The organism is Mannheimia varigena, from assembly GCF_013377235.1.
Lineage (GTDB): Bacteria > Pseudomonadota > Gammaproteobacteria > Enterobacterales > Pasteurellaceae > Mannheimia > Mannheimia varigena.
This window is the reverse complement of the sequence record NZ_CP016226.1, coordinates 1,807,721-1,831,017: the sequence shown is the minus strand read 5'-3', so window position 1 is coordinate 1,831,017 and position 23,297 is coordinate 1,807,721. Positions and strand designations below refer to the sequence as shown.

Here is a 23,297-nt window from a genome sequence, read left to right as displayed (position 1 = left end):
AATAGAATGAATAAATTAGTTATAGATAAAGAATTAGATACCTTAGGGCTACGTTGCCCTGAGCCGGTAATGCTGACTCGTAAAACAATCCGCACGATGGAAGATGGCGAAATTTTACACATAATCGCCGATGACCCAGCAACTACGCGTGATATTCCAAGTTTCTGCGAATTTATGGATCATCAGCTCCTGCAAAAAGAGGTTTCTACCTCTCCCTATCACTATTGGATCAAAAAAGGATTATCCTAAATGTAAGACAAGCGGTGAAATTATGCAAAAAATTTACATAAATCCACCGCTTGTATTTTTAATGATGAGTTGGCTCATCATCAAAATCATCGTCTTCATCATCGAAGAACTCACCATCATCACCGTACTCATCGTCATCGGCATTTGGGTCTTCAAAATACGTTCCCCAGCCTTCATATTCAGCACCCGCTTTTTCAATTAAAGGCAGTAATTCTTTCTGTTGTGCCGTAATGAGTTCCGCGTTTAAGTTAATTTCACTCACAATATCACACACGAAAATAACTTTGCCATTTTCTTCTTCTACTTCTTCCGCTTCAGAAATTTCATAGCCAAGTTTATAAGCATCAACCACTAATTTCTCTAATTTATCAAAATCACTGTGTGCCACGTGGTGCTCAATAATATAAAGTGCGTCAGGATCTGAACCGTCTTTTAATAAATTCTCAATAATTTCATCGGTTTCAGAACGTAATCCTTCTAAATTGTACATACTTAATTCCTCATTTATTCCGTTTCAAAAATAGGGGCAAACCAGCTATCTAATTTAGCTGAGAGCTTATCCACGCCAATTTTATTTAATGCTGAGTAAGCCTCAACTTGAATATCGCCCTGAAAAGGCAAAATTGCCTCTCGCACCATTTTTACTTGTTTAGAGCGAGCGGATTGACTTAATTTATCCGCTTTGGTCAATAGTAATAAAACGGGTAAATCTGCTGAAACTGCCCATTCAATCATCTGTTGATCAAGATCTTTTAATGGATGTCGAATATCCATCAAAATCACCACACCACCTAAGCATTCTCTCTTTTGTAAGTATTCACCCAATGCTTTTTGCCATTGGATTTTCATCTGCTCTGGAACTGCCGCATAACCGTAGCCCGGCAAATCCACCAATTTACAGTTTGGCTCAACTTCAAATAAGTTAATTAACTGGGTTCTACCGGGTGTTTTAGAGGTTCTCGCTAAACTTTTTTGATTGGTAAGAGCATTTAATGCCGTTGATTTACCTGCATTTGAGCGTCCAGCAAAAGCAATTTCCACACCAATATCTTCAGGTAAATGGCGAATATCTGGTGCAGAAGTTAAAAAATGGGTTTTATGATAATTTAATTTCATTTTATTCTCTTAATTTAAACGATAAGCCTCGCTCACCGTACTGGTTTGGATTTGGATTTCCTTTAAATACTCCCCATTCTAAGAATAGGATCATACCAATAAAGGCAGGCATCACATTGCCAAGTAATACTTTCATTATGCCTTGAGTATAGGCTGATGCTAGGTAGCAAATAATCGGCACTAATACCATTAACAGAGCTTTACCTGAGCGATCTCTATCGTGCAAACGTTTCACAATAATCGCAGATAGGCTAAATACTGAAATCCATAGCGGCAGAAAACTTAAAAAAGTTAAATTAGCCAAATCTGCTATAAAAACAGTAACTATCAATAGGAGAATAAAGTTAATTAAAAAACCTATCCAAAAACCTTGCCTGTTTAATCTACCTTTAAATCCAAAAAGTGCGTTATACCAAATCATATCTTACCCTAAAGCAACATCTAATATCATCATCACCACAAAGCCTAGCATTAAACTTAAAGTAGCAATATCAGTATTACCGTGAGATTGCGATTCTGGAATTAATTCTTCTACCACAACGAAAATCATTGCCCCTGCAGCAAAAGCAAGAGCATAGGGTAGAATTGCCGTCATCGAAAGCACAAAAATCGCACCAATAACCGCTGCAATAGGTTCAACTACCGCAGACATTGCACCATACCAAAAAGCTTTTTTTCTGCTATACCCTTCAGCTCTAATTGGAAGAGCAAGGGAAGAGCCTTCAGGAATATTTTGTAAGCCTATACCTATCGCTAAGCCAATCGCCCCCATAATAGAAGCATCGACACTCGCTATTTGGCTTGCTAAAGCTCCAAAAGTTACGCCAATAGCTAACCCTTCCGGAATATTATGGATCGTAATGGCTAAAAACAATAAAGTGGTTTTTGACAACCCTTTTGTAAGCTGCTTATTTCCTTCTGCCTGCTCAATAGGCTTACTGAGGTGTAAGTGTGGAACGATATAGTCAATTAGTCTGATGAAAGCACCACCGGCAAGAAAGCCAATCGCTGCCGGCAGCCAAGCAAGCTCACCATAATCAGCTTCAGCATAGTCTAAAGAAGGTGAAAGCAAAGACCAAAATGAAGCTGCAATCATCACCCCACCAGCAAAGCCCATCATACTGTCTAATAATTTTCGATTTACCGACCTAAAAAAATAGACAAACGATGAGCCTAAAATTGTGCAGCCCCAAGTAAATAACCCTGCTAAAAATGCCTGCCATATGGGAGAAAGCGAAAGGAAATATTCAAACAAAACAAATTAACCATAAAAAAATCAATATGGATTTATTCTATCAAATATTCACTTTCTTTAATATAAGTATTATAGAGCTTGCAACTTTCTCGCAAAACAACCGCTTGCTACCTCATTTCAGGTAACAAGCGGTCATTTTCATACCTTATTTTATAAAATAACCTTCTATGCTAAGATAAAATAAAAAACAAAAACCCCTAAGTATCTCTACTTAGGGGCGCTTTCTGTATCTATTCTTCGTTATCTATTTTCTTCTATCTATTCAGTAAAACCCGATGATGCTCTACTCTCACATGGCGAATCACCACACTACCATCGACGTTACTGCGTTTTACTTCTGAGTTCGGTATGGAATCAGGTAGAACCACAGCACTATGGTCATCGGGATAATTGGGTCAAAATTCAAAAACAAGCTGATTATTCTGAGTGTATTTTTTTCTTTATGCGTTTAGTTTCTCCACTTGTGTTTTCTTCTTTCTCATAAAAACACTTGAGCGTTGTATAGTTAAGCCTCTCGGGCAATTAGTACGTGTTAGCTCAACGTCTCGCAACGCTTACACACCACGCCTATCTACGTCGTAGTCTCCAACAACCCTTACAGTCTTATAGACTGGGAGAACTCATCTCTTGGCAAGTTTCGTGCTTAGATGCTTTCAGCACTTATCTCTTCCGCACATAGCTACTCGGCAATGCGTCTGGCGACACAACCGAAACACCAGCGGTGCGTCCACTCCGGTCCTCTCGTACTAGGAGCAGCCCCAACCAATTCTCCAACGCCCACGGCAGATAGGGACCGAACTGTCTCACGACGTTCTAAACCCAGCTCGCGTACCACTTTAAATGGCGAACAGCCATACCCTTGGGACCTACTTCAGCCCCAGGATGTGATGAGCCGACATCGAGGTGCCAAACACCGCCGTCGATATGAACTCTTGGGCGGTATCAGCCTGTTATCCCCGGAGTACCTTTTATCCGTTGAGCGATGGCCCTTCCATTCAGAACCACCGGATCACTATGACCTGCTTTCGCACCTGCTCGACTTGTCTGTCTCGCAGTTAAGCTTGCTTCTACCATTGCACTAACCTGACGATGTCCGACCGTCATTAGCAAACCTTCGTGCTCCTCCGTTACTCTTTGGGAGGAGACCGCCCCAGTCAAACTACCCACCAGACACTGTCCGAGTACTCGTTCCGAGTACTTCGTTAGAACATCAAACGTTAAAGGGTGGTATTTCAAGGACGCCTCCAACAACACTGGCGTGTCATCTTCAAAGGCTCCCACCTATCCTACACATCAAAATTCAATGTTCAGTGTCAAGCTATAGTAAAGGTTCACGGGGTCTTTCCGTCTAGCCGCGGGTACACCGCATCTTCACGGCGATTTCAATTTCACTGAGTCTCGGGTGGAGACAGCCTGGCCATCATTATGCCATTCGTGCAGGTCGGAACTTACCCGACAAGGAATTTCGCTACCTTAGGACCGTTATAGTTACGGCCGCCGTTTACTGGGGCTTCGATCAGGAGCTTCTCTTGCGATAACACCATCAATTAACCTTCCAGCACCGGGCAGGCATCACACCCTATACGTCCACTTTCGTGTTTGCAGAGTGCTGTGTTTTTAATAAACAGTTGCAGCCAGCTGGTATCTTCGACCGGTTCAACCTTCGTGAGCAAGTCACTACAATCTACGCCGGCGCACCTTCTCCCGAAGTTACGGTGCTATTTTGCCTAGTTCCTTCACCCGAGTTCTCTCAAGCGCCTGAGTATTCTCTACCTGACCACCTGTGTCGGTTTATAGTACGGTTTAGTGTAATCTGAAGCTTAGTGGCTTTTCCTGGAAGCGTGGTATCGGTTACTTCAGCTCCGTAGAGCCTCGTCATCATCTCTCGGTGTTAATAAGTGTCCGGATTTGCCTAAACACTCCACCTACCAACTTAAACAGGGATATCCAACACCCTGATAACCTAACCTTCTCCGTCCCCACATCGCAATTACACCAAGTACGGGAATATTAACCCGTTTCCCATCGACTACGCTTTTCAGCCTCGCCTTAGGGGCCGACTCACCCTGCCCCGATTAACGTTGGACAGGAACCCTTGGTCTTCCGGCGAACGAGTTTTTCACTCGTTTTATCGTTACTTATGTCAGCATTCGCACTTCTGATACGTCCAGCAAGCCTCTCGACTCACCTTCATCCGCTTACAGAACGCTCCCCTACCCAACAGTGTTACCACTGATGCCGCAGCTTCGGTGACTAGTTTTAGCCCCGTTACATCTTCCGCGCAGGCCGACTCGACTAGTGAGCTATTACGCTTTCTTTAAATGATGGCTGCTTCTAAGCCAACATCCTAGCTGTCTAAGCCTTCCCACTTCGTTTCCCACTTAACTAGTACTTTGGGACCTTAGCTGGCGGTCTGGGTTGTTTCCCTCTCCACGATGGACGTTAGCACCCACCGTGTGTCTCCTATGCATTACTCTTCGGTATTCGCAGTTTGCATCGGGTTGGTAATCCGGGATGGACCCCTAGCCGAAACAGTGCTCTACCCCCGAAGGTATTCACATAAGGCTCTACCTAAATAGATTTCGGGGAGAACCAGCTATCTCCCGGTTTGATTGGCCTTTCACCCCCAGCCACAAGTCATCCGCTAATTTTTCAACATTAGTCGGTTCGGTCCTCCAATTAGTGTTACCCAATCTTCAACCTGCCCATGGCTAGATCACCGGGTTTCGGGTCTATACCTTGCAACTACACGCCCAGTTAAGACTCGGTTTCCCTACGGCTCCCCTATTCGGTTAACCTTGCTACAAAATATAAGTCGCTGACCCATTATACAAAAGGTACGCAGTCACAGAATAAATCTGCTCCCACTGCTTGTACGCACAAGGTTTCAGGTTCTATTTCACTCCCCTCGCCGGGGTTCTTTTCGCCTTTCCTTCACAGTACTGGTTCACTATCGGTCAATCAGGAGTATTTAGCCTTGGAGGATGGTCCCCCCATCTTCAAACAGGATATCACGTGTCCCGCCCTACTTGTTGTTAGCCTAGTACCACGGAAATATTTTCGAGTACGGGATTATCACCCTCTACGATTGAGCTTCCCAGCTCATTCCTCTAATAAATCCGCTATCACTAACTGGCTCTTTCGCGTTCGCTCGCCGCTACTAACGAAATCTCGGTTGATTTCTTTTCCTCGGGGTACTTAGATGTTTCAGTTCTCCCGGTTTGCCTCATTTACCTATGGATTCAGTAAATGATAGTAGGTTCTTCACCTACTGGGTTTCCCCATTCGGACATCTTGGATTAAACGCCTCTTATCGACTCATCCAAGCTTTTCGCAGATTAGCACGTCCTTCATCGCCTCTGATTGCCAAGGCATCCACCTTGTGCGCTTAGTCACTTAACTATACAACCTCAAATATTTTCATTTAAACAAGTCAAACGAATTGATTTGAAGCGATATTATTCAACTAAACACTTAGCTGCCTTTGTTCAGCTAAGATTTTTTAACTACTCAGACTTTCTTTCGAAAATCTCTCAGTTTTTCAGCTTGTTTCTAAATTTTTAAAGAACAAAGACGATATCTTTCGACTATCATCATACCTAAAATGGCAAAAAAGTTACTGTTTTTAACCGCTTGTCATCTTAGGTATGATGATTGGTGGAGATAAGCGGGATCGAACCGCTGACCTCCTGCGTGCAAGGCAGGCGCTCTCCCAGCTGAGCTATATCCCCGTACATCATAACCTTCCTTTCAGTTTTCACTCAGCATTCGCTCGTTCACTTTCGCTCACTTGCTCAATCGAGTGGTGGGTCTGAGTGGACTTGAACCACCGACCTCACCCTTATCAGGGGTGCGCTCTAACCACCTGAGCTACAGACCCAAAAGGATGTTTCCGTTATTCTACTTTCTATCAAACAATCTGTGTGAACACTTGCTGTCATTTCAAGCTCTCGCTTCTTGATTTTTGGTAAGGAGGTGATCCAACCGCAGGTTCCCCTACGGTTACCTTGTTACGACTTCACCCCAGTCATGAATCATACCGTGGTAAACGCCCCCCGAAGGTTAAGCTATCTACTTCTGGTACAACCCACTCCCATGGTGTGACGGGCGGTGTGTACAAGGCCCGGGAACGTATTCACCGCAACATTCTGATTTGCGATTACTAGCGATTCCGACTTCATGGAGTCGAGTTGCAGACTCCAATCCGGACTTAGACGTACTTTGTGAGATTCGCTCACCATCGCTGGGTCGCTGCCCTCTGTATACGCCATTGTAGCACGTGTGTAGCCCTACTCGTAAGGGCCATGATGACTTGACGTCATCCCCACCTTCCTCCGGTTTATCACCGGCAGTCTCCTTTGAGTTCCCGACCTAATCGCTGGCAACAAAGGATAAGGGTTGCGCTCGTTGCGGGACTTAACCCAACATTTCACAACACGAGCTGACGACAGCCATGCAGCACCTGTCTCAGAGTTCCCGAAGGCACTCTCGTATCTCTACAAGATTCTCTGGATGTCAAGAGTAGGTAAGGTTCTTCGCGTTGCATCGAATTAAACCACATGCTCCACCGCTTGTGCGGGCCCCCGTCAATTCATTTGAGTTTTAACCTTGCGGCCGTACTCCCCAGGCGGTCGATTTATCACGTTAGCTACGGGCACCAAGCTTAAAGCCCAATCCCCAAATCGACAGCGTTTACGGCGTGGACTACCAGGGTATCTAATCCTGTTTGCTCCCCACGCTTTCGCACATGAGCGTCAGTACATTCCCAAGGGGCTGCCTTCGCCTTCGGTATTCCTCCACATCTCTACGCATTTCACCGCTACACGTGGAATTCTACCCCTCCCTAAAGTACTCTAGACTCCCAGTCTGAAATGCAATTCCCAGGTTAAGCCCGGGGCTTTCACATCTCACTTAAAAGTCCGCCTGCGTGCCCTTTACGCCCAGTTATTCCGATTAACGCTTGCACCCCCCGTATTACCGCGGCTGCTGGCACGGAGTTAGCCGGTGCTTCTTCTGTAGTTAACGTCAATCAAACTTGCTATTAACAAGTCTGCCTTCCTCGCTACCGAAAGAACTTTACAACCCGAAGGCCTTCTTCATTCACGCGGCATGGCTGCATCAGGGTTCCCCCCATTGTGCAATATTCCCCACTGCTGCCTCCCGTAGGAGTCTGGACCGTGTCTCAGTTCCAGTGTGGCTGGTCATCCTCTCAGACCAGCTAGAGATCGTCGCCTTGGTGAGCCTTTACCTCACCAACTAGCTAATCCCACTTGGGCTCATCTTATGGCAGGTGGCCCGAAAGTCCCACCCTTTAGTCCAAAGACATTACGCGGTATTAGCTACCGTTTCCAGTAGTTATCCCCCTCCATAAGCCAGATTCCCAAGCATTACTCACCCGTCCGCCACTCGTCAGCAAAGAAGCAAGCTTCTCCCTGTTACCGTTCGACTTGCATGTGTTAAGCCTGCCGCCAGCGTTCAATCTGAGCCATGATCAAACTCTTCAATTCAAAAAGTTTAATCGCTCAATACTGCTGACATAAAATCACACTTTAATAAGAAAACTTAAAAAAGTTAAATGAATTTCTAGTTAGCACCTATTAAGACTTCAAGTTTTAAAAATATTTTTAAAATCAAGTCAATCAACAAGTGCCCACACAGATTGTCTGATAAATTGTTAAAGAACAAAACAAAACGACGCACCGGAATCAAACTTAATCTCTTCACAACAGTGCGTCGTTGTGTGGGGTGCATTATAGAGAAATATAAAATAAACGCAAGTACTTTTTGTAAAATTTTTCAAAAAAATCACCGCTTGCGTATTTTTTCAACCGAACGATAAATTATCATACTGCAAGCGGTCATTTTTTATGTTTATTTTGCAATTTCCTATACTATCTTTCTTGTAATGCCTGCTTCATTCGGGTGATAGGCTTGATCAGATATTGGAAAATCGTTTTTTCTCCGGTTTTGATATCTACCGTTGCTGTCATACCTGGCGAAATATCAAGTCGATTTCCAGCTTTGTCAGTAATATGGCTATCAGATGTTTCCACTAACACTCTATAATATGACTGTTCGGGATTGAGTTTAAGCTCACTTGGTCTGCGATCATCTTGTAATGTATCTGGGCTTAGTAATACCACTTTCCCTTCTAGACCACCATAAATCGCATAATCATAAGCACTAACTTTAATTAATGCTTCTTGTCCGACACGGATAAACGCAACATCTTTCGGACTAATATAAGCTTGGACAATTAATGTATCATCAAGCGGTACAATTTCAAGAATATCTTGCCCTGCTTGCACAACTCCACCAACCGTATTAATTCTGATATTTTTTACAATACCACGTAACGGTGCTTTAATTTGTGAGCGTTCAACTGGGTCTGCCCGCATTGCCATATTTTCTTTGGCTTGGGCTAATTCTGATTCCGCTTGAACTAGCTCGTTACTAGCGATTGCAGAATATTGATTTTTACGTTCCGTGATCTGATTAGCTAACTCTGCTGATTGACGTTGCATTCGCAATAACTCTACCGCAGACATTACCCCTTTCTTAACCATTGGTGAAACAATCGCAATTTCTTTATCAAGCAATGCTTTACTTCTTGCAAATCCATTTACAGCATCTTGCATTGCACGACGACGAGCATTATAAGCTGCAAGCTCTCGATCACGTACTTCCTCAGAAATCCTTTCTGGGAATTTTAGTGCCACACCATAGGCTTCAGATTGTAAACGGCTTACTACTGCTTCTAAGTTTTGCACTTTTGCTTCACTTTCTCGAAAAACGGCAGAGCTACGAGTATCATCAAGAGTTAAAAGCACCTGATCTTTCTCGACAATATCACCCTCTTTGACTTTCATTTCACTAATGATACCAGGATCTAAACTCTGCACTATCTGTTCTCGGCTACTTGGAATGACACTGCCTTGCCCACGAGTGACTTCTTCAATCGGACTGAAATAAGACCAAATCACAAACACTACTAAGAAAATCGCAAATAAGATAATCACTGCAAAAGAGCGATTATGCTTTTCTGTTTGTAGTGCGGCATTTAAATCATTAATTAAAGATAAGTCAGCCTGCTTAACTTTTTCCTGCATTTGATTCTGACTCATTATTTTACCTCTGTCTTATTTACTTTCTCCGCCGTCACAGTATGAGCTTGTACAGTTTCTTCATCGGCTTGCGGTCTATTTTGATTTCTTAAACGAGCCAATATCTCATCACGAGGACCATCCATTACAACCTTACCATTATCCATTACAATTACACGGCTCACTAACTTTAGTACTTGAGGACGATGTGTCACTACCATAAGCGTTCTACTTCCTATCCACTGTGCTAATGAATTTAGCACCATATCTTCCGAACCTTGGTCTAAATCGCTCGTTGGTTCATCTAATAATACTATTTTTGGATCTTTAATAGTCATTCGAGCAAGAGCAACTAACTGCTTTTGACCGCCAGATAGGCCTAAACCATTCTCACCTAATGGCATATCTAAACCTTTAGGATGACGTTGAACTAATGGTAATAAACCAAAACGTTGCAATGCTTGCACTAAAACTCGGTCATCAGCTAAGTTATCCGTTCTTGCCATATCTAAGTTTTCACGCAACGACCCCAAAAATAGGCGTTCAGACTGAGTCAATAAAGCAACTTGGCTACGCAAATAATTTGGATCAAGCTGACGAATATCCACATCATCTAGGGCTACACCACCTTTCATTGGTTCATATAAGCCAGAAGCTAATTTGAGCATTGTACTCTTACCACTACCGATTTTACCCAAGATCCCGACCTTCTCTCCAGCCCTAATAGTTATATTCAAACCATCCAGAGCTTCTGGTGAATCTTGGTTATATTGGAAAGACACATTCCGGAACTCTACTTTACCATACACTTGCTTAAGGGTAATGTACTGACGAGATGAATCGCGCTCAATAGGGCGTTCAACAATTGCATCAAGACCTTTTAAAGCTAATTTAGCTTGTTGGAAACGTACCGCTAACGAAGCAATCTGCGTAACAGGCGCTAACGCACGACCTGATAAAATCACCGATGCAATAATTGCACCAATAGTAATACGCTCTACTTCAGCTTCTGCATGCACCATATAAGCACCCAGGATAACCAAAAATACCGTATTTAATTGCTGTACCTTTGTGGCAAAGTTAGTCACAAAGTTACTTAAATCTTTCACTTTAATTTGTGCTGCAGATACTTTTGCCGTGTACATATCCCAGCGTTGTTGTGCCCAGTTTATGGCATTATTGGCTTTTAATGTTTCAATGCCATCTAATGCCTCTACAATCAAACCTTGACGTTGTGAAGACTCACGCATCGACTCGTTTAAACGAGCAGATAATTTTGGTTGTACCACAAAGCTTATTATAAGCACGATACTAATCATCACTAATGGCACAGCAGCTAAAATGCCACCTACTAAATATATAACGAATAAAAACAAGAATAAGAATGGGAGATCCACTAATGCCAGCAAGCTCGCACTTGTCATAAATTCACGAACTGACTCAAATTCACGCAGATTATTTGCATAAGAACCCGATGATGTTGGCTTATCAATTAAACGCAATGCCATCACCCGCCTAAACAAGGCTGAACTAATAATTAAATCTGCTTTTTTACCAGCTACATCGGTTAAATGTCCCCGAATCATACGCCCTACAAACTCAAAGAATATCGCAATAATCACCCCTATGCTCAACGCCCATAAGGTTTCATAAGTTTGGTTTGGAATTACACGGTCATACACATTCATTACATAAAGCGAACTTACCAAGGCTAAAAAGTTGATAATAAAACTCGCTAGCACAATTTGATAGTAATATCCACGGAAACGCCAAATCACTTTCCAGAACCATGCTTTTGGCATATCATATTCAGGCAATTCAGAACGTACATCCGACACTATTTTCGGCTTAATGAACCAGCAATAGCCTAAATAGTTCTGAGCTAAAGTTTTATGGTCGATAATCTGTTCACTATCACTTGATTGACGAATATGGTAGCGTCTCTCTAAACCTTTCCCCTCAATTTTGGTAATAACTACCGCTTCTTCATTTTGAAGAATAGCGACCACAGGCACAGATAAACTTGGAATTTCCTGTAATGGGCGTTGCGAGATCGAGTTTTCAAAGCCATAACTACGTAACACCTCAATCACAGAATAGAAATTCACTTTATTATTTACATCACGCACAACTTGAGCAGTTAACGCTTCTTGTGCAATTGGATTACCATAAATTTGGGTAACTAGTGAAATATGTTCAATAATTGATTTCATTATTTACTCTTTATTTAAAGAAAGACTCACAACCCCAGCCCAATCAGACACTCGAGCTTGTGAAACTAAATAGGTTAACGCAGCATCACGGAAGTCATTACGGGCTGTTACTTCAGTTGCTTGCATATTTGTTAATTCCTCATAAGCATCTAACACATTTAACAATGATTTCGTTGCAATTTGGAATTGCAACTCCGTATCTTCCACCACATTTTTCTGTAAAGCGATCTGCTTATGAGCTACCTGAGCTAATTTCTCATTACGCACCATATCAATTTCTGAGGTACGAGCTTGTTGGGCTACTTCTAACTCTATTTCGTGTAAACGAGCTTCTGCTGCTTTTTGTGAGTAGTAGCTATTACGCTCCTGATGTTTTGCTGCTGGATTATAAATATCCCAAGACATATTCACATAAATTTCACGCTCGTGACGGCTTGCAGCCCCCTCCAAATTAATGGCTGGAAGCTGACGAGCTTTCATTGCATCAACATCTGCTCTAGCTGCCTCAAATTCTTTTTGTTGTGCAATAAACGTTGGGTTTGTTCTCACATCTGGATTGTTATATTGCGCAATAAATTTCTCTGCTGATACATTTGCAAATGGATCAACTAAATCTTCAGGTGATAAAATTTTAGATGTATAACGGCTTAAACGGCTCAATGCGTTATACATTGCCCTCTCGTGTTGTAATACTGTTGATTCCACCTGATTACGACGAGAAAGAGCCTCATTTAGCTCAGAAACACGCCCCTCATCGTAAGTCACTATTACTTTGAGATCTTGAATCATTTTCTCATGGCGCTTCAAACTCTCTTTATAAATAACAATATTCTCTTTTGACCTTAATGCTATAAGATACAAAGAACCAATATCTTTACCTACTTGCTCACGAGTTTCATAAAATTTATATTGGAAAAAACCTTCTTTATGCTTATCACGCTCAATTTCAGACTCCACAGCCCCCCAAGAATAGAGATTAATCTTACCATTTACACTCGGACCCGAACGGCGCTCGTTTGAATAGGTATGTTTCTGAGCAATCATACCCGTACCAGATAAAGAGATAATTGGCTCATACCCTGCTTGAGATACCCTGGTTTTGCTTGCTGCCGCAGAAATATTAGCTCTTGCTTCATCTAAGCTCGGATCACGAACTAATGCAATTTGTAAAATATCTTGCAGCGGTATTGCAGCCGATAGAGTAGTTGGTAATAAACAACACAATAGTACTGCAGCTCCTGCCTTTAATGTTAAATGACGAATCATATAATCTTCCCTTCACAACCTAATAACTTAGGGCTAGAATTCCTTAAAATACAAATAGTAATCTGTACTCTATTCTATACAAAATAAATATAAAATCATACATACGATCTATTATCAAAGAAATAGATCTATTACTAGCTAAGATAAATAATTTTCTACTTAATGTAGCTAAGCTATGTTCTTATCTTCCCCTCTTTTAAAGTTGCTGCTATGATATAATAACCTTATTTTTAATAACTCAAAAAGGAAATAAAATATGAACCAACTTGATGCTTTACGTGAAATGACAGTTGTAGTTGCTGATACTGGCGATATTGATGCGATTAAAGCTTATCAGCCCTACGATGCAACAACTAACCCATCTCTAATCTTAAGCGCGTCTGCACTACCACAATATGCTCCATTAATTGATGATGCTATTGCTTATGCTAAGTCAAAAAGTAATGATAAAACAGAACAATTAGTAGATGCCGAAGATAAATTAGCGGTAAATATCGGTTTAGAGATCTTAAAAGTAGTGGAGGGTCGTATTTCAACTGAAGTAGATGCTCGCTACTCTTATGATACGGAAAAGACCATTGCTAAAGCTCGTAAACTAATCGGTTTATATAATGAAGCTGGTATCTCAAATGACCGCATTTTGATCAAAATTGCTTCAACTTGGCAAGGTATTAAAGCTGCTGAGCAATTAGAAAAAGAAGGCATTAACTGCAACTTAACATTATTATTCTCTCAAGCACAAGCACGAGCTTGTGCTGAAGCAGGGGTTTACCTAATTTCTCCATTTGTTGGACGTATCTTAGATTGGTATAAAGCAAACTCAGATAAAAAAGAGTATGCTCCGGCTGAAGATCCAGGTGTAATTTCTGTAACTTCTATCTATAACTACTATAAACAACACGGCTATAACACGGTAGTTATGGGAGCAAGTTTCCGTAATGTAGGTGAAATCACTGAGCTTGCTGGCTGTGACCGTCTCACCATTGCTCCTGCTCTATTAAAAGAGTTACAAGAGAGTAATGCAGAATTACCTCGCAAATTAGAATATAAAGGTGAAACTAAACCTCGCCCTGAAAAAATGACTGAAGCCGAGTTCTACTGGGAACACAACCAAGACCCAATGGCAGTTGAAAAATTAGCGGAAGGTATCCGTAAATTTGCAATTGACCAAGAAAAATTAGAAGCGATGCTTGCAACAAAATTATAATACTTAATTTAGGGCGATAATCTATTCGCCCTTTTTATCATAGTATTTCTCTCTATAAAAAAACCAGTATTTACTATTAAAGCAAATACTGGCTTCTAGTTTATAAACGATTATTTGAATTCATAACGTCTAATTGTTTTTAGATCTTCATGTTGATTCTGAATTTCATCTGCAAGGTGAACTCGAGCACCAACTGCTGCATGAGCATCATACTCACGAGTCAATGTAACTGTTTCACCATTATCTCTTTGAACTGTTAATTCTACAACATCGTTTGATAAATACTTGCTTGATAATACAGTTGCGTTACCTTTATCAGAGTAAACATCTGCTGTACATGCAGCTAAAGCTAACGAAGCTAATACAGCTAAGGAAAGTTTTTTCATTATTATATCCTCTAGGAAAAACTAAAAATTAAAGGAGAGATACATTCAGATCTGAATTAGATCCTACAATTCTCACACGTTTGCCCGGTACAAAACCATCTTCTTTCTTCTGAACGACTACGATTTCTTTACCATTATCTTTGCGAATTACCATTTCTAATGAAGAAACTTGACTCGCTTTTTGTTCTACTTGATTACCAATTACAGAACCTGCAATCGCACCAACTGCAGTTGCAATCGCTTGGCCTGTACCACCACCAACACCACTACCAGCAATACCACCTAATACTCCACCACCAACGGTACCAATGACGCCTTGGCTATCTGCTTGGATTTTAACATCACGCACAGATAAAATCGTTCCATAAGAGATAGAACGTGCTTCTTTTGCCTGAGCACCAGAATACACACTACCACTATAGATATCAGTATTTGCACACCCTACTAGAGTAAAACTTGAGATTAATGCAACGGCTAAAGTTAATTTTTTCATTTTCATTCTCCAAAAAATATCAGAAATTACCTTTCTGACATAACGATGCTGTTTATATCATAAGGGTGCAGCTTTAGACAAGAATGATTACAAAAAGTTACATTTCTCAAACTAATTGCAATACTTGGGTTTGGCAGCGCCTCTCTTTCTACCTTTGGTTGGCTAATTTTCACTTTAAGCTCGTTATTTTCCATCAACTTAAACTGCGATAAAGCTCTTTCCTGCCACTGTTTAACCGTTTCAGCTTCCTTCATTGGGAATACGATCTCAATATGCTCCCAGCCTTCTTGCGGATAAATTTTATCTTTCGGAAAAGGCAACTCGACAATCTTTACATTTTGTCCGCAAAATTTAACCGCTTGTGTGAGCGTAAATAATCCAATCGGTCTGCCATTTACCTCACTCTCTTTGAGCAGCATTGAACCATCAAGCAACAACGCCCGCCACTGCTCCGCCGTTTCCGTTTGGTTCATACGAACAGCGAGATGATCGATTTCATATTGAGATAAATCAATCCCTGCAATTTCAGCAATTTGTTGAATTTTTTGCTCAAATTGAGAGAAATCGCCAAAACAAGCGGTCATTTTCTCGAAAAATTTTGCGTTTTCTGCTACAATCTTGTCCATTTTTTTGTGAATCAAATTTAATAGGTTAAATCAGTGAATATTCAACAAATTTTAGCAGATAAAATTAAACAGGCAATGATTGCGGCAGGAGCCGATGAAAATGTAGAGCCGTTAGTGCGTCAATCGGGCAAGCCTGAGTTTGGCGATTACCAAGCCAACGGTGCGATGGGTGCAGCGAAAAAATTAGGAATGAACCCTCGTGAGTTCGCTCAAAAAATCTTAGATAACGCAGATTTGAACGGCGTTGCGGACAAATTAGAAATCGCAGGTCCGGGCTTTATCAACATTTTCTTAAACCAAGAATGGCTGGCAAATAACGCAAACGAGGCGTTACAAGCGGTGAATTTTGGCATAAAAACTGCAAATCCTCAGACCATTGTGATCGACTATTCTTCTCCAAACGTAGCGAAAGAGATGCACGTGGGGCATTTGCGTTCGACCATTATTGGTGATGCGGTGGTTCGCACTTTAGAGTTTTTAGGTAACAACGTGATTCGTGCCAACCACGTTGGCGACTGGGGAACGCAATTCGGTATGTTGATTGCTTACCTCGAAAAAATGGAAAACGAACACGCTTCTGAAATGGAATTGAGCGACTTAGAAGCTTTCTACCGTGCGGCAAAAGAGCATTACGATACGGATGAAGCATTCGCCGAAAAAGCCCGTAACTATGTGGTGAAACTACAAAGCGGTGATGAATATTGCTTAACGATGTGGAAAAAACTTGTGGATATCACGATGCACCACAACCAAGAAAATTACGACCGCTTGAATGTGACTCTAAGCGACAAAGATGTAATGGGCGAAAGCCTTTACAACCCAATGTTGCCTGAAATCGTGGCAGACCTCAAAGCCAAAGGTTTAGCGGTGGAAGATGAAGGGGCGTTGGTAGTGTTCTTGGACGAGTTCAAAAACAAAGACGGCGACCCAATGGGCGTGATTGTGCAGAAAAAAGATGGCGGATTCCTCTACACCACCACCGACATTGCCGCGGCGAAATATCGCTATGAAACGCTGAAAGCAGATCGTGCGTTGGTCTTCTCCGACAGCCGCCAAGCTCAACATATGCAACAGGCGTGGTTAATCACTCGCAAAGCGGGCTATGTGCCGGAGAACTTCAGCCTTGAGCACCCATTCTTCGGAATGATGCTTGGCAAAGACGGCAAGCCATTCAAAACCCGCAGCGGTGGCACGGTGAAATTGAAAGATTTATTAGACGAAGCGGTGGAACGTGCTGATGCGTTGATTTCCGTGCGTTCAACCGATTTAACCGCAGAAGAAAAAGCAGCCGTGGTGGAAGCCGTAGCCATCGGCTCGGTGAAATATTCGGATCTCTCGAAAAACCGCACCACCGACTATGTGTTCGACTGGGACAATATGCTGACTTTCGAGGGTAACACCGCCCCATATATGCAGTATGCCTACACTCGCATTCGCTCCATCTTTGCCCGTGCCGGCATTGATGAAAGTACGTTAAGCGGTTCAATCCAACTGCTCGAGCCAAAAGAGCGTTCACTTGCAGTAAAATTATTGCAGTTTGAAGAAGCCTTAAACGGCGTGGCAAAAGACGGTATGCCGCATATTCTCTGCCAATATTTATACGAGTTGGCTGGTGAATTTTCGAGCTTCTACGAGGCTTGCCCGATTTTGAACGCTGAAGAAAATGTGAAAAACAGCCGTTTACGTTTAGCCGCATTAACCGCAAAAACCTTGAAACAAGGTTTGGATTTGTTAGGCATTAAAACGGTTGAAAAGATGTAATCAGTTTAGGGCGAAAAATGTTTCGCCCCTACAAGAACTAAAAAGAACGTGATTTTGTAGGGGCAAATCATTATTTGCCCCAAAACCAAAAGGACAACAAAATGAAATTTATTGACGAAGCCCTGATCCGAGTGGAAGCAGGCGATGGCGGAAACGGTTGTGTGAGCTTCCGCCGTGAAAAATATATCCCGAAAGGTGGGCCGGACGGTGGCGATGGCGGTGACGGTGGCGATGTTTACTTAATCGCAGACGAAAACCTCAATACCCTTATCGACTACCGCTTTGAAAAACGCTATGCCGCAGGGCGTGGTGAAAACGGTCGTAGTGCAGGCTGTACCGGTCATCGTGGTAACGATATCACCTTGCGTGTGCCAGTCGGAACCCGTGCGATTGACAACGACACCCAAGAAGTGATTGGCGATTTAACTCGCCACGGAATGAAAATGTTGGTGGCAAAAGGCGGCTATCACGGCTTGGGCAACACTCGTTTCAAATCTTCGGTAAACCGTGCTCCACGCCAAAAAACCAACGGCACACCGGGCGAGAAACGTGATTTATTGTTAGAGTTAATGCTGCTTGCCGATGTGGGAATGCTCGGCTTACCGAACGCCGGTAAATCAACCTTTATCCGCAGCGTCTCTGCCGCCAAACCGAAAGTGGCAGATTATCCGTTCACCACCCTTGTGCCAAGTCTAGGCGTGGCTCGTGTGGGCGCAGATCGCAGCTTCGTGGTTGCCGATATTCCGGGCTTGATCGAGGGTGCAGCGGAAGGGGCTGGCTTAGGGATCCGCTTCCTCAAACACTTAGAGCGTTGCCGCATTCTGATTCACCTTGTGGATATTATGCCGATTGATGAAAGCGATCCGGCTCACAATATTTCGGTGATTGAATCCGAGCTTTATCAATACAGCGAAAAACTCTCCGAAAAACCGACTTGGTTGGTGTTCAACAAAATCGACACCATCGGCGAAGAAGAAGCCGCTGAACGAGCCAAAGAGATTGCCGAGCAAATCGGCTGGGAAGGCGATTACTACTTAATCTCCGCCGCCACGGGTCAGAACGTGCAAAACCTTACCCGTGATATTATGGACTTCATCGAAGCCAACCCTCGTGAAGTGGAAGAGGAAAATAAAGAAGCGGACGAAGTGAAATTCAAATGGGAAGATTATCACAACGAAGCAATGCAAAACCCGGTTGAAGAAGAATGGGATGACTGGGACGATGATTGGACCGAAGAAGATGACGAAGGCGTAGAATTTATTTACGAACGCCGATAAAACACAAGCGGTTGTTTTTAACTGGAAATTTGCAAAATTTCGAGGAAAAACAACCGCTTGTTCATTTAAGGAAAACCGATGCTTAGTTCAAAATCTTGCGAGATTTTTAATATTCCGTTTTTTCAATTCGCTCAACTTAAAAAATATTGCCCTGAGGAAATTCCTCGCATTAAGGCGGAATATAAAGCGCATTGGGAAGTGTGGAAAACGTTAAATTTGGAAATTTCCCGCCGGCTTGGGCTGCCGTTTGCCGAGCCACATATTGAGCGGTGGTGTAATGGCTGGCAGGTTCGGGCTCACTTTTTTGCCTATTACAAATATGAATTTAACCAAAATTCGGCGGCGATTATTTCCGTCATTCTTAACCGCCGTAGGTTGCAAGTGAGCCTTGATTGGCACTGCTATCGGGCTTCTCGTTCGCAAATTCAGGTTCATCAATACAATCAATGGTTTGAAAATTTGGATAGGGAAAAATTCCAAAAATTTGATATTTGGAATGGTCGTGAAAGCGAATATGCTGATTTTCGTAAAGTCAAAGAGGTTAAAGCTGAAGATTTAACGCTCAACGATGCTGAGGATTTTTGGTGCATTGGGCGGAATGTGGAAAAGGAAGAACTTGATAATATTGATGCGGTGGAGTTTATCTACCAAACCATTCGGGAACTTCTGCCGCTTTATGAAAAGTGCCATCAATGATAAAAAATAGGGCGAACATTATTGTTCGCCCTTTTACTATCTAATGACTCTTTAAGCCACTACTTTTTTGTTTTCAAGACGTAATCGGTAGCGTTTGTCCATCATACAGAGTAAGCCGCCGAGTGCCATAAAGAGTCCGCCGATCCAAATCCAACGAATAAATGGTTTGTAATATAAGCGAACTGCCCACGAATTATCTTCAAGTTTTTCGCCTAAGGCTGCGTATAAATCTCGGCTAAAGCCCCAGTCGATTGCGGCTTCAGTCATTCCCATTTTACTCACGTTGTAGAAACGTTTTTCAGCGTTGAGGGTCGCTTCATAGTTGCCGTTGCGGGTAATTTCAAGCTCAGCAGTTCCACCTTGGTAGTTAGCTCCATCGGTAATTTTGATGCCTTTGAACTCAAATTGGTAATCGAAAATTTGAGCTTTATCACCCACGTTCATTCGCACATCACGTTCCACGCTGAAGTTTTGGCTAAAGGCGATGCCAAATACCGTCATCGCCACACCTAAGTGTGCCAGCACCATTCCCCAATGGGAGCGAGAGAGTTTAAAAATACCGCTGAAGAATGAATGACGATGCGTTGCACGTTGGTGCAGTTCATATAGGCTCAACAGCACGATAAACACGCTCATCATTGTGCCAAGCACTACGCTGACGGTGATGGTATTGCGGAACAGATACGGCAAGCCAAAGCCGAGTAACGCCATCACAATCAAGACAATAATCACCGGCGTGCGAATAGCAGAAACCTGATCTCTTCGCCATTTTACAAGCGGTCCAATTCCTAGCACAAATGCAAAAGGCACCATTAAAATCATAAACATTTGGTCGAAGAATGGGGCTCCGATGGAGATCGTGCCCAAACCGATTTGCTTGTGGATCAACGGCAATAATGTGCCTAAAAAGACTACCGATAAAAACGCCATCAATAAAATATTATTGATTAAGAGCATTGATTCACGGGAGTAACGTTCGTAATTGTCCAAACTTTTGATTTGCGAGCCTTTGAATGCATAGAGCAATAGTGAACCGCCTACCACAATCACAAGGTACGCCAAAATATATAAGCCTCGGGTTGGGTCTGAGGCGAAGGCGTGTACCGATACCAAAATGCCTGAACGCACAAGGAATGTGCCGACTAAACAGAGCGAGAAAGCTAGAATCGCAAGTAACACCGTCCACGCTTTGAATGTACCACGTTTTTCAGTTACGGCTAGTGAGTGAATTAATGCCGTGCCGGCAATCCACGGCATAAGGGAAGCATTTTCCACCGGATCCCAGAACCACCAGCCGCCCCAGCCGAGTTCGTAATACGCCCACCAAGAGCCAAGCACGATACCAAGCGTTAAGAACACCCACGCCGCCATTGTCCACGGACGAGACCATCTTGCCCAAGCGGTGTCTAAACGCCCTGTCATTAATGAAGCAATCGCAAAAGCAAAAGCCACCGAGAAGCCCACATAGCCCATATACAGCAGCGGTGGGTGAAAAATCAAGCCCACATCTTGCAACATTGGGTTTAATTCTCTGCCATCAACTGGGAAATTAGGGAAAGTGCGATCAAACGGGTTCGAGGTAAAAATTACAAACACCAAAAAGCCGATGCTGATTAAGCCCATTAAACCCAGCACTCGAGCCACCGCATCTTCCGGCATTTTACGAGTAAACGCGGCCACGCCGACAGACCAGAGCGAAAGCAACCACACCCACAATAATAGCGAGCCCTCGTGAGCTCCCCACACTGCAGATAAGCGGTACTGCAACGGCAAGGTGGTATTCGAGTTGTTCACCACATATTGCACGGTGAAATCATTCACCGCAAATAAGTAAAAGAGCGAACCAAAAGAGAGGCTTAAGGCAAGGAACAACGCCCACGTCATCGGGCGAGCCAAGGCAATCAGGGTGCTGTTTTGTTTTTCTGCTCCCCAAATCGGCAAAATAGCCAATAACATTGAAATTGCCAGTGCTAACGCTAAGGCATAATTGCCTAATTCTGCGATCATTTAGCGTCCCCTTGAGCTTCTTCTTTCATTTGGCGATCTTTTTCTGATTCACCTTTTAAATCTTTTTCCGACACACCAACGGCATTGTGTTGAGTTTTCATTTTGTCGCCCAACTCCGGTGGCATATAATTTTCATCGTGTTTTGCTAATACTTCGGTCGCCTTTAAACGAGTCGGCTCAATTAAAACGCCTTGAGCCACAATGCCCTGCCCTTCACGGAATAAGTCCGGCAAAATGCCCTCGTATTCCACCGTGATAGATGGCCCGATATCCTCTAAATCAAACACCACTTTTAGGGTTTTGTCATCACGCTTCACGGTGTCTTCCACCACCATTCCGCCCACACGAATCCGCTGCCCGACTTCTGGTTTTTGTTTAGGATCGTCATTTTTACCGTTCACAATTTCAGACGGTGTATAGAACAAATCGATATTTTGGCTGAGTGCGTAAAGCGTTAGCCCTGCGGCAACAGAAAGCCCCAGTAATACGGAAAGCACCACTTTTAATCTTGATTTGCGTCTTGGATTCATCGTAATCACCCTCAAAATAAAAATGCAAAAATAAACTAGCGTAAGAATAACAAAAAACCGCAAAACATTCCCTCTATTTCAAGGAAGTTTTGCGATTTCTCAAATCAAATACCTATAAAGAAGTATCTGCAAAAAATTAACGTTTTTTCACCGCTTGTGATTACGCCGATTGTTTTAATTTTTCTTCTCTTGCCAGCTCTTTTTTCGCCTGAGCGAAAATCGCTTTATGCTCTCGGCGGCTAAGCCAAATCAGCCCGCCCATTGCGATAAAGGTGAGAGCGTAAGAGAGCCAAACATAGAAGCCATAACCGCCCATTGCGAAGAAATCGCTGATTGATTGAAATTGAAACGTCATTTTCTCTCCTTATGCCACTTTCGCCAACGCTTTTACCCACGGGCGTTTTTGTTCATCTTTCAGTAAAGCAATGCGGTAACGCCAAATGCTGAACCAAATCATAAAAATCATTGAGCCAAAAATCGCTAACAATAATGGAATCAGCATCTCCACCGCCATTGATGGTTTGTCGAACTTAGTAATAGTCGCACCTTGATGTAGTGTGTTCCACCACTCCACCGAGAAGTGGATAATCGGCAAGTTAATCACGCCCACCACCGAAAGCACCGCTGCCGCTTTTGCCCCAGTTTGCTTGTCTTGGAAAGCGGAATAGAGTGCCATCACGCCAATGTAGAGGAAGAACAGCACAAGGGCGGAGGTTAAACGAGCGTCCCACACCCACCAAGTTCCCCACATCGGTTTTCCCCAAATCGCCCCGGTTGCGAGGGAGATAAAGGCGAACACTAAGCCGATAGGTGCCATTGAGATCATCGCCAAATTTGCTTGGCGAATCTGCCAAACTAACGCAACTAATCCTGCCACCGCCATTGAGCCATACACGCCCATTGACCAAATCGCCGCCGGCACGTGAATAAAGATAATGCGGTAACTATCACCCTGTTGGTAATCTTTTGGTGCGAACGCCAGCCCCCACACAAAAGCCACAGCGAGCATAATTAAACTTAACCAACCTAAAAACGGTTGAATTTTCCCCAGCAAATGATACTGCGTTTCTGATTTTGCATAGGGGTGTAACCATTTCCACATAGAAAACCTC

At 43.0% G+C, this 23,297-nt stretch carries 19 protein-coding genes, 2 tRNA genes and 3 rRNA genes; 5 read left to right on the top strand and 19 right to left on the bottom strand.

Features of this window, described 5'->3' with window-relative positions; all coding sequences use genetic code 11:
• Nucleotides 1-6 precede the first annotated feature (6 nt).
• Complete coding sequence (gene tusA / locus A6B40_RS08570; RefSeq protein ID WP_025342973.1) at nucleotides 7-249, top strand: sulfurtransferase TusA; 243 nt, start codon at nucleotides 7-9, stop codon at nucleotides 247-249.
• A gap of 58 nt (nucleotides 250-307) precedes the next feature.
• Here tusA and rraB read toward each other — a convergent pair whose 3' ends face one another.
• The 12 genes from rraB to A6B40_RS08510 all read right to left on the bottom strand — a co-directional run bounded on the left by rraB (nucleotide 308) and on the right by A6B40_RS08510 (nucleotide 13,202).
• A complete protein-coding gene (gene rraB, locus A6B40_RS08565) occupies nucleotides 308-739 on the bottom strand; it encodes a ribonuclease E inhibitor RraB (protein WP_025216687.1) in 432 nt (143 codons plus the stop codon).
• Between the two features lie 14 nt (nucleotides 740-753).
• On the bottom strand, nucleotides 754-1,365 hold the full coding sequence (gene yihA / locus A6B40_RS08560; RefSeq protein ID WP_025216686.1) for a ribosome biogenesis GTP-binding protein YihA/YsxC: 612 nt from the start codon (nucleotides 1,363-1,365) through the stop codon (nucleotides 754-756).
• 1 nt (nucleotide 1,366) lies between these two features.
• Complete coding sequence (locus A6B40_RS08555; RefSeq protein ID WP_138317486.1) at nucleotides 1,367-1,786, bottom strand: DUF805 domain-containing protein; 420 nt, start codon at nucleotides 1,784-1,786, stop codon at nucleotides 1,367-1,369.
• A gap of 3 nt (nucleotides 1,787-1,789) precedes the next feature.
• Nucleotides 1,790-2,620, bottom strand: coding sequence for a ZIP family metal transporter (locus A6B40_RS08550; RefSeq protein WP_176672133.1), 831 nt, complete (start codon nucleotides 2,618-2,620; stop codon nucleotides 1,790-1,792).
• Nucleotides 2,621-2,890: 270 nt separating this feature from the next.
• A 5S ribosomal RNA gene (gene rrf / locus A6B40_RS08545) occupies nucleotides 2,891-3,006 on the bottom strand.
• A gap of 115 nt (nucleotides 3,007-3,121) precedes the next feature.
• Nucleotides 3,122-6,022, bottom strand: a 23S ribosomal RNA gene (locus A6B40_RS08540).
• Nucleotides 6,023-6,275: 253 nt separating this feature from the next.
• Nucleotides 6,276-6,351: transfer RNA gene (locus tag A6B40_RS08535), tRNA-Ala, on the bottom strand.
• A 72-nt stretch (nucleotides 6,352-6,423) separates the two neighbouring features.
• Nucleotides 6,424-6,500 (bottom strand) — tRNA-Ile (locus A6B40_RS08530).
• Between the two features lie 88 nt (nucleotides 6,501-6,588).
• Nucleotides 6,589-8,127, bottom strand: a 16S ribosomal RNA gene (locus A6B40_RS08525).
• The 16S, 23S and 5S rRNA genes sit together here with 2 tRNA genes alongside, the layout of an rRNA operon.
• A 384-nt stretch (nucleotides 8,128-8,511) precedes the next feature.
• Nucleotides 8,512-9,744 (bottom strand): HlyD family type I secretion periplasmic adaptor subunit, encoded by a 1,233-nt coding sequence (locus tag A6B40_RS08520; protein WP_171023789.1) that lies wholly within the window; start codon nucleotides 9,742-9,744, stop codon nucleotides 8,512-8,514.
• Complete coding sequence (locus tag A6B40_RS08515; RefSeq protein ID WP_176672132.1) at nucleotides 9,744-11,936, bottom strand: type I secretion system permease/ATPase; 2,193 nt, start codon at nucleotides 11,934-11,936, stop codon at nucleotides 9,744-9,746. The genes A6B40_RS08520 and A6B40_RS08515 overlap by 1 nt, the downstream gene beginning before the upstream one ends.
• A gap of 3 nt (nucleotides 11,937-11,939) precedes the next feature.
• On the bottom strand, nucleotides 11,940-13,202 hold the full coding sequence (locus tag A6B40_RS08510) for a TolC family protein (protein ID WP_176672131.1): 1,263 nt from the start codon (nucleotides 13,200-13,202) through the stop codon (nucleotides 11,940-11,942).
• Nucleotides 13,203-13,458: 256 nt separating this feature from the next.
• Here A6B40_RS08510 and tal point away from each other — a divergent pair, with 256 nt between their 5' ends.
• Nucleotides 13,459-14,409, top strand: coding sequence for a transaldolase (gene tal / locus A6B40_RS08505; protein WP_025216681.1), 951 nt, complete (start codon nucleotides 13,459-13,461; stop codon nucleotides 14,407-14,409).
• 110 nt (nucleotides 14,410-14,519) lie between these two features.
• Here tal and A6B40_RS08500 read toward each other — a convergent pair whose 3' ends face one another.
• From A6B40_RS08500 to A6B40_RS08490, 3 genes are read right to left on the bottom strand one after another with little or no spacing between them, the layout of a single operon-like run.
• Nucleotides 14,520-14,795, bottom strand: coding sequence for a deoxyribose-phosphate aldolase (locus tag A6B40_RS08500; RefSeq protein WP_025216680.1), 276 nt, complete (start codon nucleotides 14,793-14,795; stop codon nucleotides 14,520-14,522).
• A 28-nt stretch (nucleotides 14,796-14,823) separates the two neighbouring features.
• A complete protein-coding gene (locus A6B40_RS08495) occupies nucleotides 14,824-15,288 on the bottom strand; it encodes an outer membrane lipoprotein (protein WP_025216679.1) in 465 nt (154 codons plus the stop codon).
• A gap of 26 nt (nucleotides 15,289-15,314) precedes the next feature.
• On the bottom strand, nucleotides 15,315-15,905 hold the full coding sequence (locus tag A6B40_RS08490; RefSeq protein ID WP_025216678.1) for a VOC family protein: 591 nt from the start codon (nucleotides 15,903-15,905) through the stop codon (nucleotides 15,315-15,317).
• A 42-nt stretch (nucleotides 15,906-15,947) separates the two neighbouring features.
• On the opposite strand from A6B40_RS08490, the gene argS reads away from it, so the two are divergent.
• From argS to A6B40_RS08475, 3 genes are all read left to right on the top strand, one after another.
• Nucleotides 15,948-17,675, top strand: a complete 1,728-nt coding sequence (gene argS / locus A6B40_RS08485) for an arginine--tRNA ligase (RefSeq protein WP_138317694.1) — start codon at nucleotides 15,948-15,950, stop codon at nucleotides 17,673-17,675.
• 101 nt (nucleotides 17,676-17,776) lie between these two features.
• Complete coding sequence (gene cgtA / locus A6B40_RS08480) at nucleotides 17,777-18,952, top strand: Obg family GTPase CgtA (RefSeq protein WP_025216676.1); 1,176 nt, start codon at nucleotides 17,777-17,779, stop codon at nucleotides 18,950-18,952.
• Nucleotides 18,953-19,030: 78 nt separating this feature from the next.
• Nucleotides 19,031-19,648 (top strand): HI_0552 family protein, encoded by a 618-nt coding sequence (locus tag A6B40_RS08475; RefSeq protein ID WP_176672130.1) that lies wholly within the window; start codon nucleotides 19,031-19,033, stop codon nucleotides 19,646-19,648.
• 51 nt (nucleotides 19,649-19,699) lie between these two features.
• Here A6B40_RS08475 and A6B40_RS08470 read toward each other — a convergent pair whose 3' ends face one another.
• The 4 genes from A6B40_RS08470 to A6B40_RS08455 form a co-directional block, all read right to left on the bottom strand.
• A complete protein-coding gene (locus A6B40_RS08470; RefSeq protein WP_176672129.1) occupies nucleotides 19,700-21,655 on the bottom strand; it encodes a heme lyase CcmF/NrfE family subunit in 1,956 nt (651 codons plus the stop codon).
• A complete protein-coding gene (gene ccmE / locus A6B40_RS08465) occupies nucleotides 21,652-22,185 on the bottom strand; it encodes a cytochrome c maturation protein CcmE (RefSeq protein ID WP_025216673.1) in 534 nt (177 codons plus the stop codon). The genes A6B40_RS08470 and ccmE overlap by 4 nt, the downstream gene beginning before the upstream one ends.
• A 160-nt stretch (nucleotides 22,186-22,345) precedes the next feature.
• Nucleotides 22,346-22,540 (bottom strand): heme exporter protein CcmD, encoded by a 195-nt coding sequence (gene ccmD, locus A6B40_RS08460; protein ID WP_025216672.1) that lies wholly within the window; start codon nucleotides 22,538-22,540, stop codon nucleotides 22,346-22,348.
• A gap of 9 nt (nucleotides 22,541-22,549) precedes the next feature.
• Complete coding sequence (locus tag A6B40_RS08455) at nucleotides 22,550-23,287, bottom strand: heme ABC transporter permease (protein ID WP_025216671.1); 738 nt, start codon at nucleotides 23,285-23,287, stop codon at nucleotides 22,550-22,552.
• Nucleotides 23,288-23,297: the final 10 nt, after the last annotated feature.

What these genes read in the sequence shown, in the direction of transcription:
- tusA (WP_025342973.1), top strand. Translation starts at nt 7, where the DNA reads ATGAATAAATTAGTTATAGATAAAGAATTAGATACCTTAGGGCTACGT.
- rraB (WP_025216687.1), bottom strand. Translation starts at nt 739, where the DNA reads ATGTACAATTTAGAAGGATTACGTTCTGAAACCGATGAAATTATTGAG.
- yihA (WP_025216686.1), bottom strand. Translation starts at nt 1,365, where the DNA reads ATGAAATTAAATTATCATAAAACCCATTTTTTAACTTCTGCACCAGAT.
- A6B40_RS08555 (WP_138317486.1), bottom strand. Translation starts at nt 1,786, where the DNA reads ATGATTTGGTATAACGCACTTTTTGGATTTAAAGGTAGATTAAACAGG.
- A6B40_RS08520 (WP_171023789.1), bottom strand. Translation starts at nt 9,744, where the DNA reads ATGAGTCAGAATCAAATGCAGGAAAAAGTTAAGCAGGCTGACTTATCT.
- A6B40_RS08515 (WP_176672132.1), bottom strand. Translation starts at nt 11,936, where the DNA reads ATGAAATCAATTATTGAACATATTTCACTAGTTACCCAAATTTATGGT.
- A6B40_RS08510 (WP_176672131.1), bottom strand. Translation starts at nt 13,202, where the DNA reads ATGATTCGTCATTTAACATTAAAGGCAGGAGCTGCAGTACTATTGTGT.
- tal (WP_025216681.1), top strand. Translation starts at nt 13,459, where the DNA reads ATGAACCAACTTGATGCTTTACGTGAAATGACAGTTGTAGTTGCTGAT.
- A6B40_RS08500 (WP_025216680.1), bottom strand. Translation starts at nt 14,795, where the DNA reads ATGAAAAAACTTTCCTTAGCTGTATTAGCTTCGTTAGCTTTAGCTGCA.
- A6B40_RS08495 (WP_025216679.1), bottom strand. Translation starts at nt 15,288, where the DNA reads ATGAAAAAATTAACTTTAGCCGTTGCATTAATCTCAAGTTTTACTCTA.
- cgtA (WP_025216676.1), top strand. Translation starts at nt 17,777, where the DNA reads ATGAAATTTATTGACGAAGCCCTGATCCGAGTGGAAGCAGGCGATGGC.
- A6B40_RS08475 (WP_176672130.1), top strand. Translation starts at nt 19,031, where the DNA reads ATGCTTAGTTCAAAATCTTGCGAGATTTTTAATATTCCGTTTTTTCAA.
- A6B40_RS08470 (WP_176672129.1), bottom strand. Translation starts at nt 21,655, where the DNA reads ATGATCGCAGAATTAGGCAATTATGCCTTAGCGTTAGCACTGGCAATT.
- ccmE (WP_025216673.1), bottom strand. Translation starts at nt 22,185, where the DNA reads ATGAATCCAAGACGCAAATCAAGATTAAAAGTGGTGCTTTCCGTATTA.
- ccmD (WP_025216672.1), bottom strand. Translation starts at nt 22,540, where the DNA reads ATGACGTTTCAATTTCAATCAATCAGCGATTTCTTCGCAATGGGCGGT.
- A6B40_RS08455 (WP_025216671.1), bottom strand. Translation starts at nt 23,287, where the DNA reads ATGTGGAAATGGTTACACCCCTATGCAAAATCAGAAACGCAGTATCAT.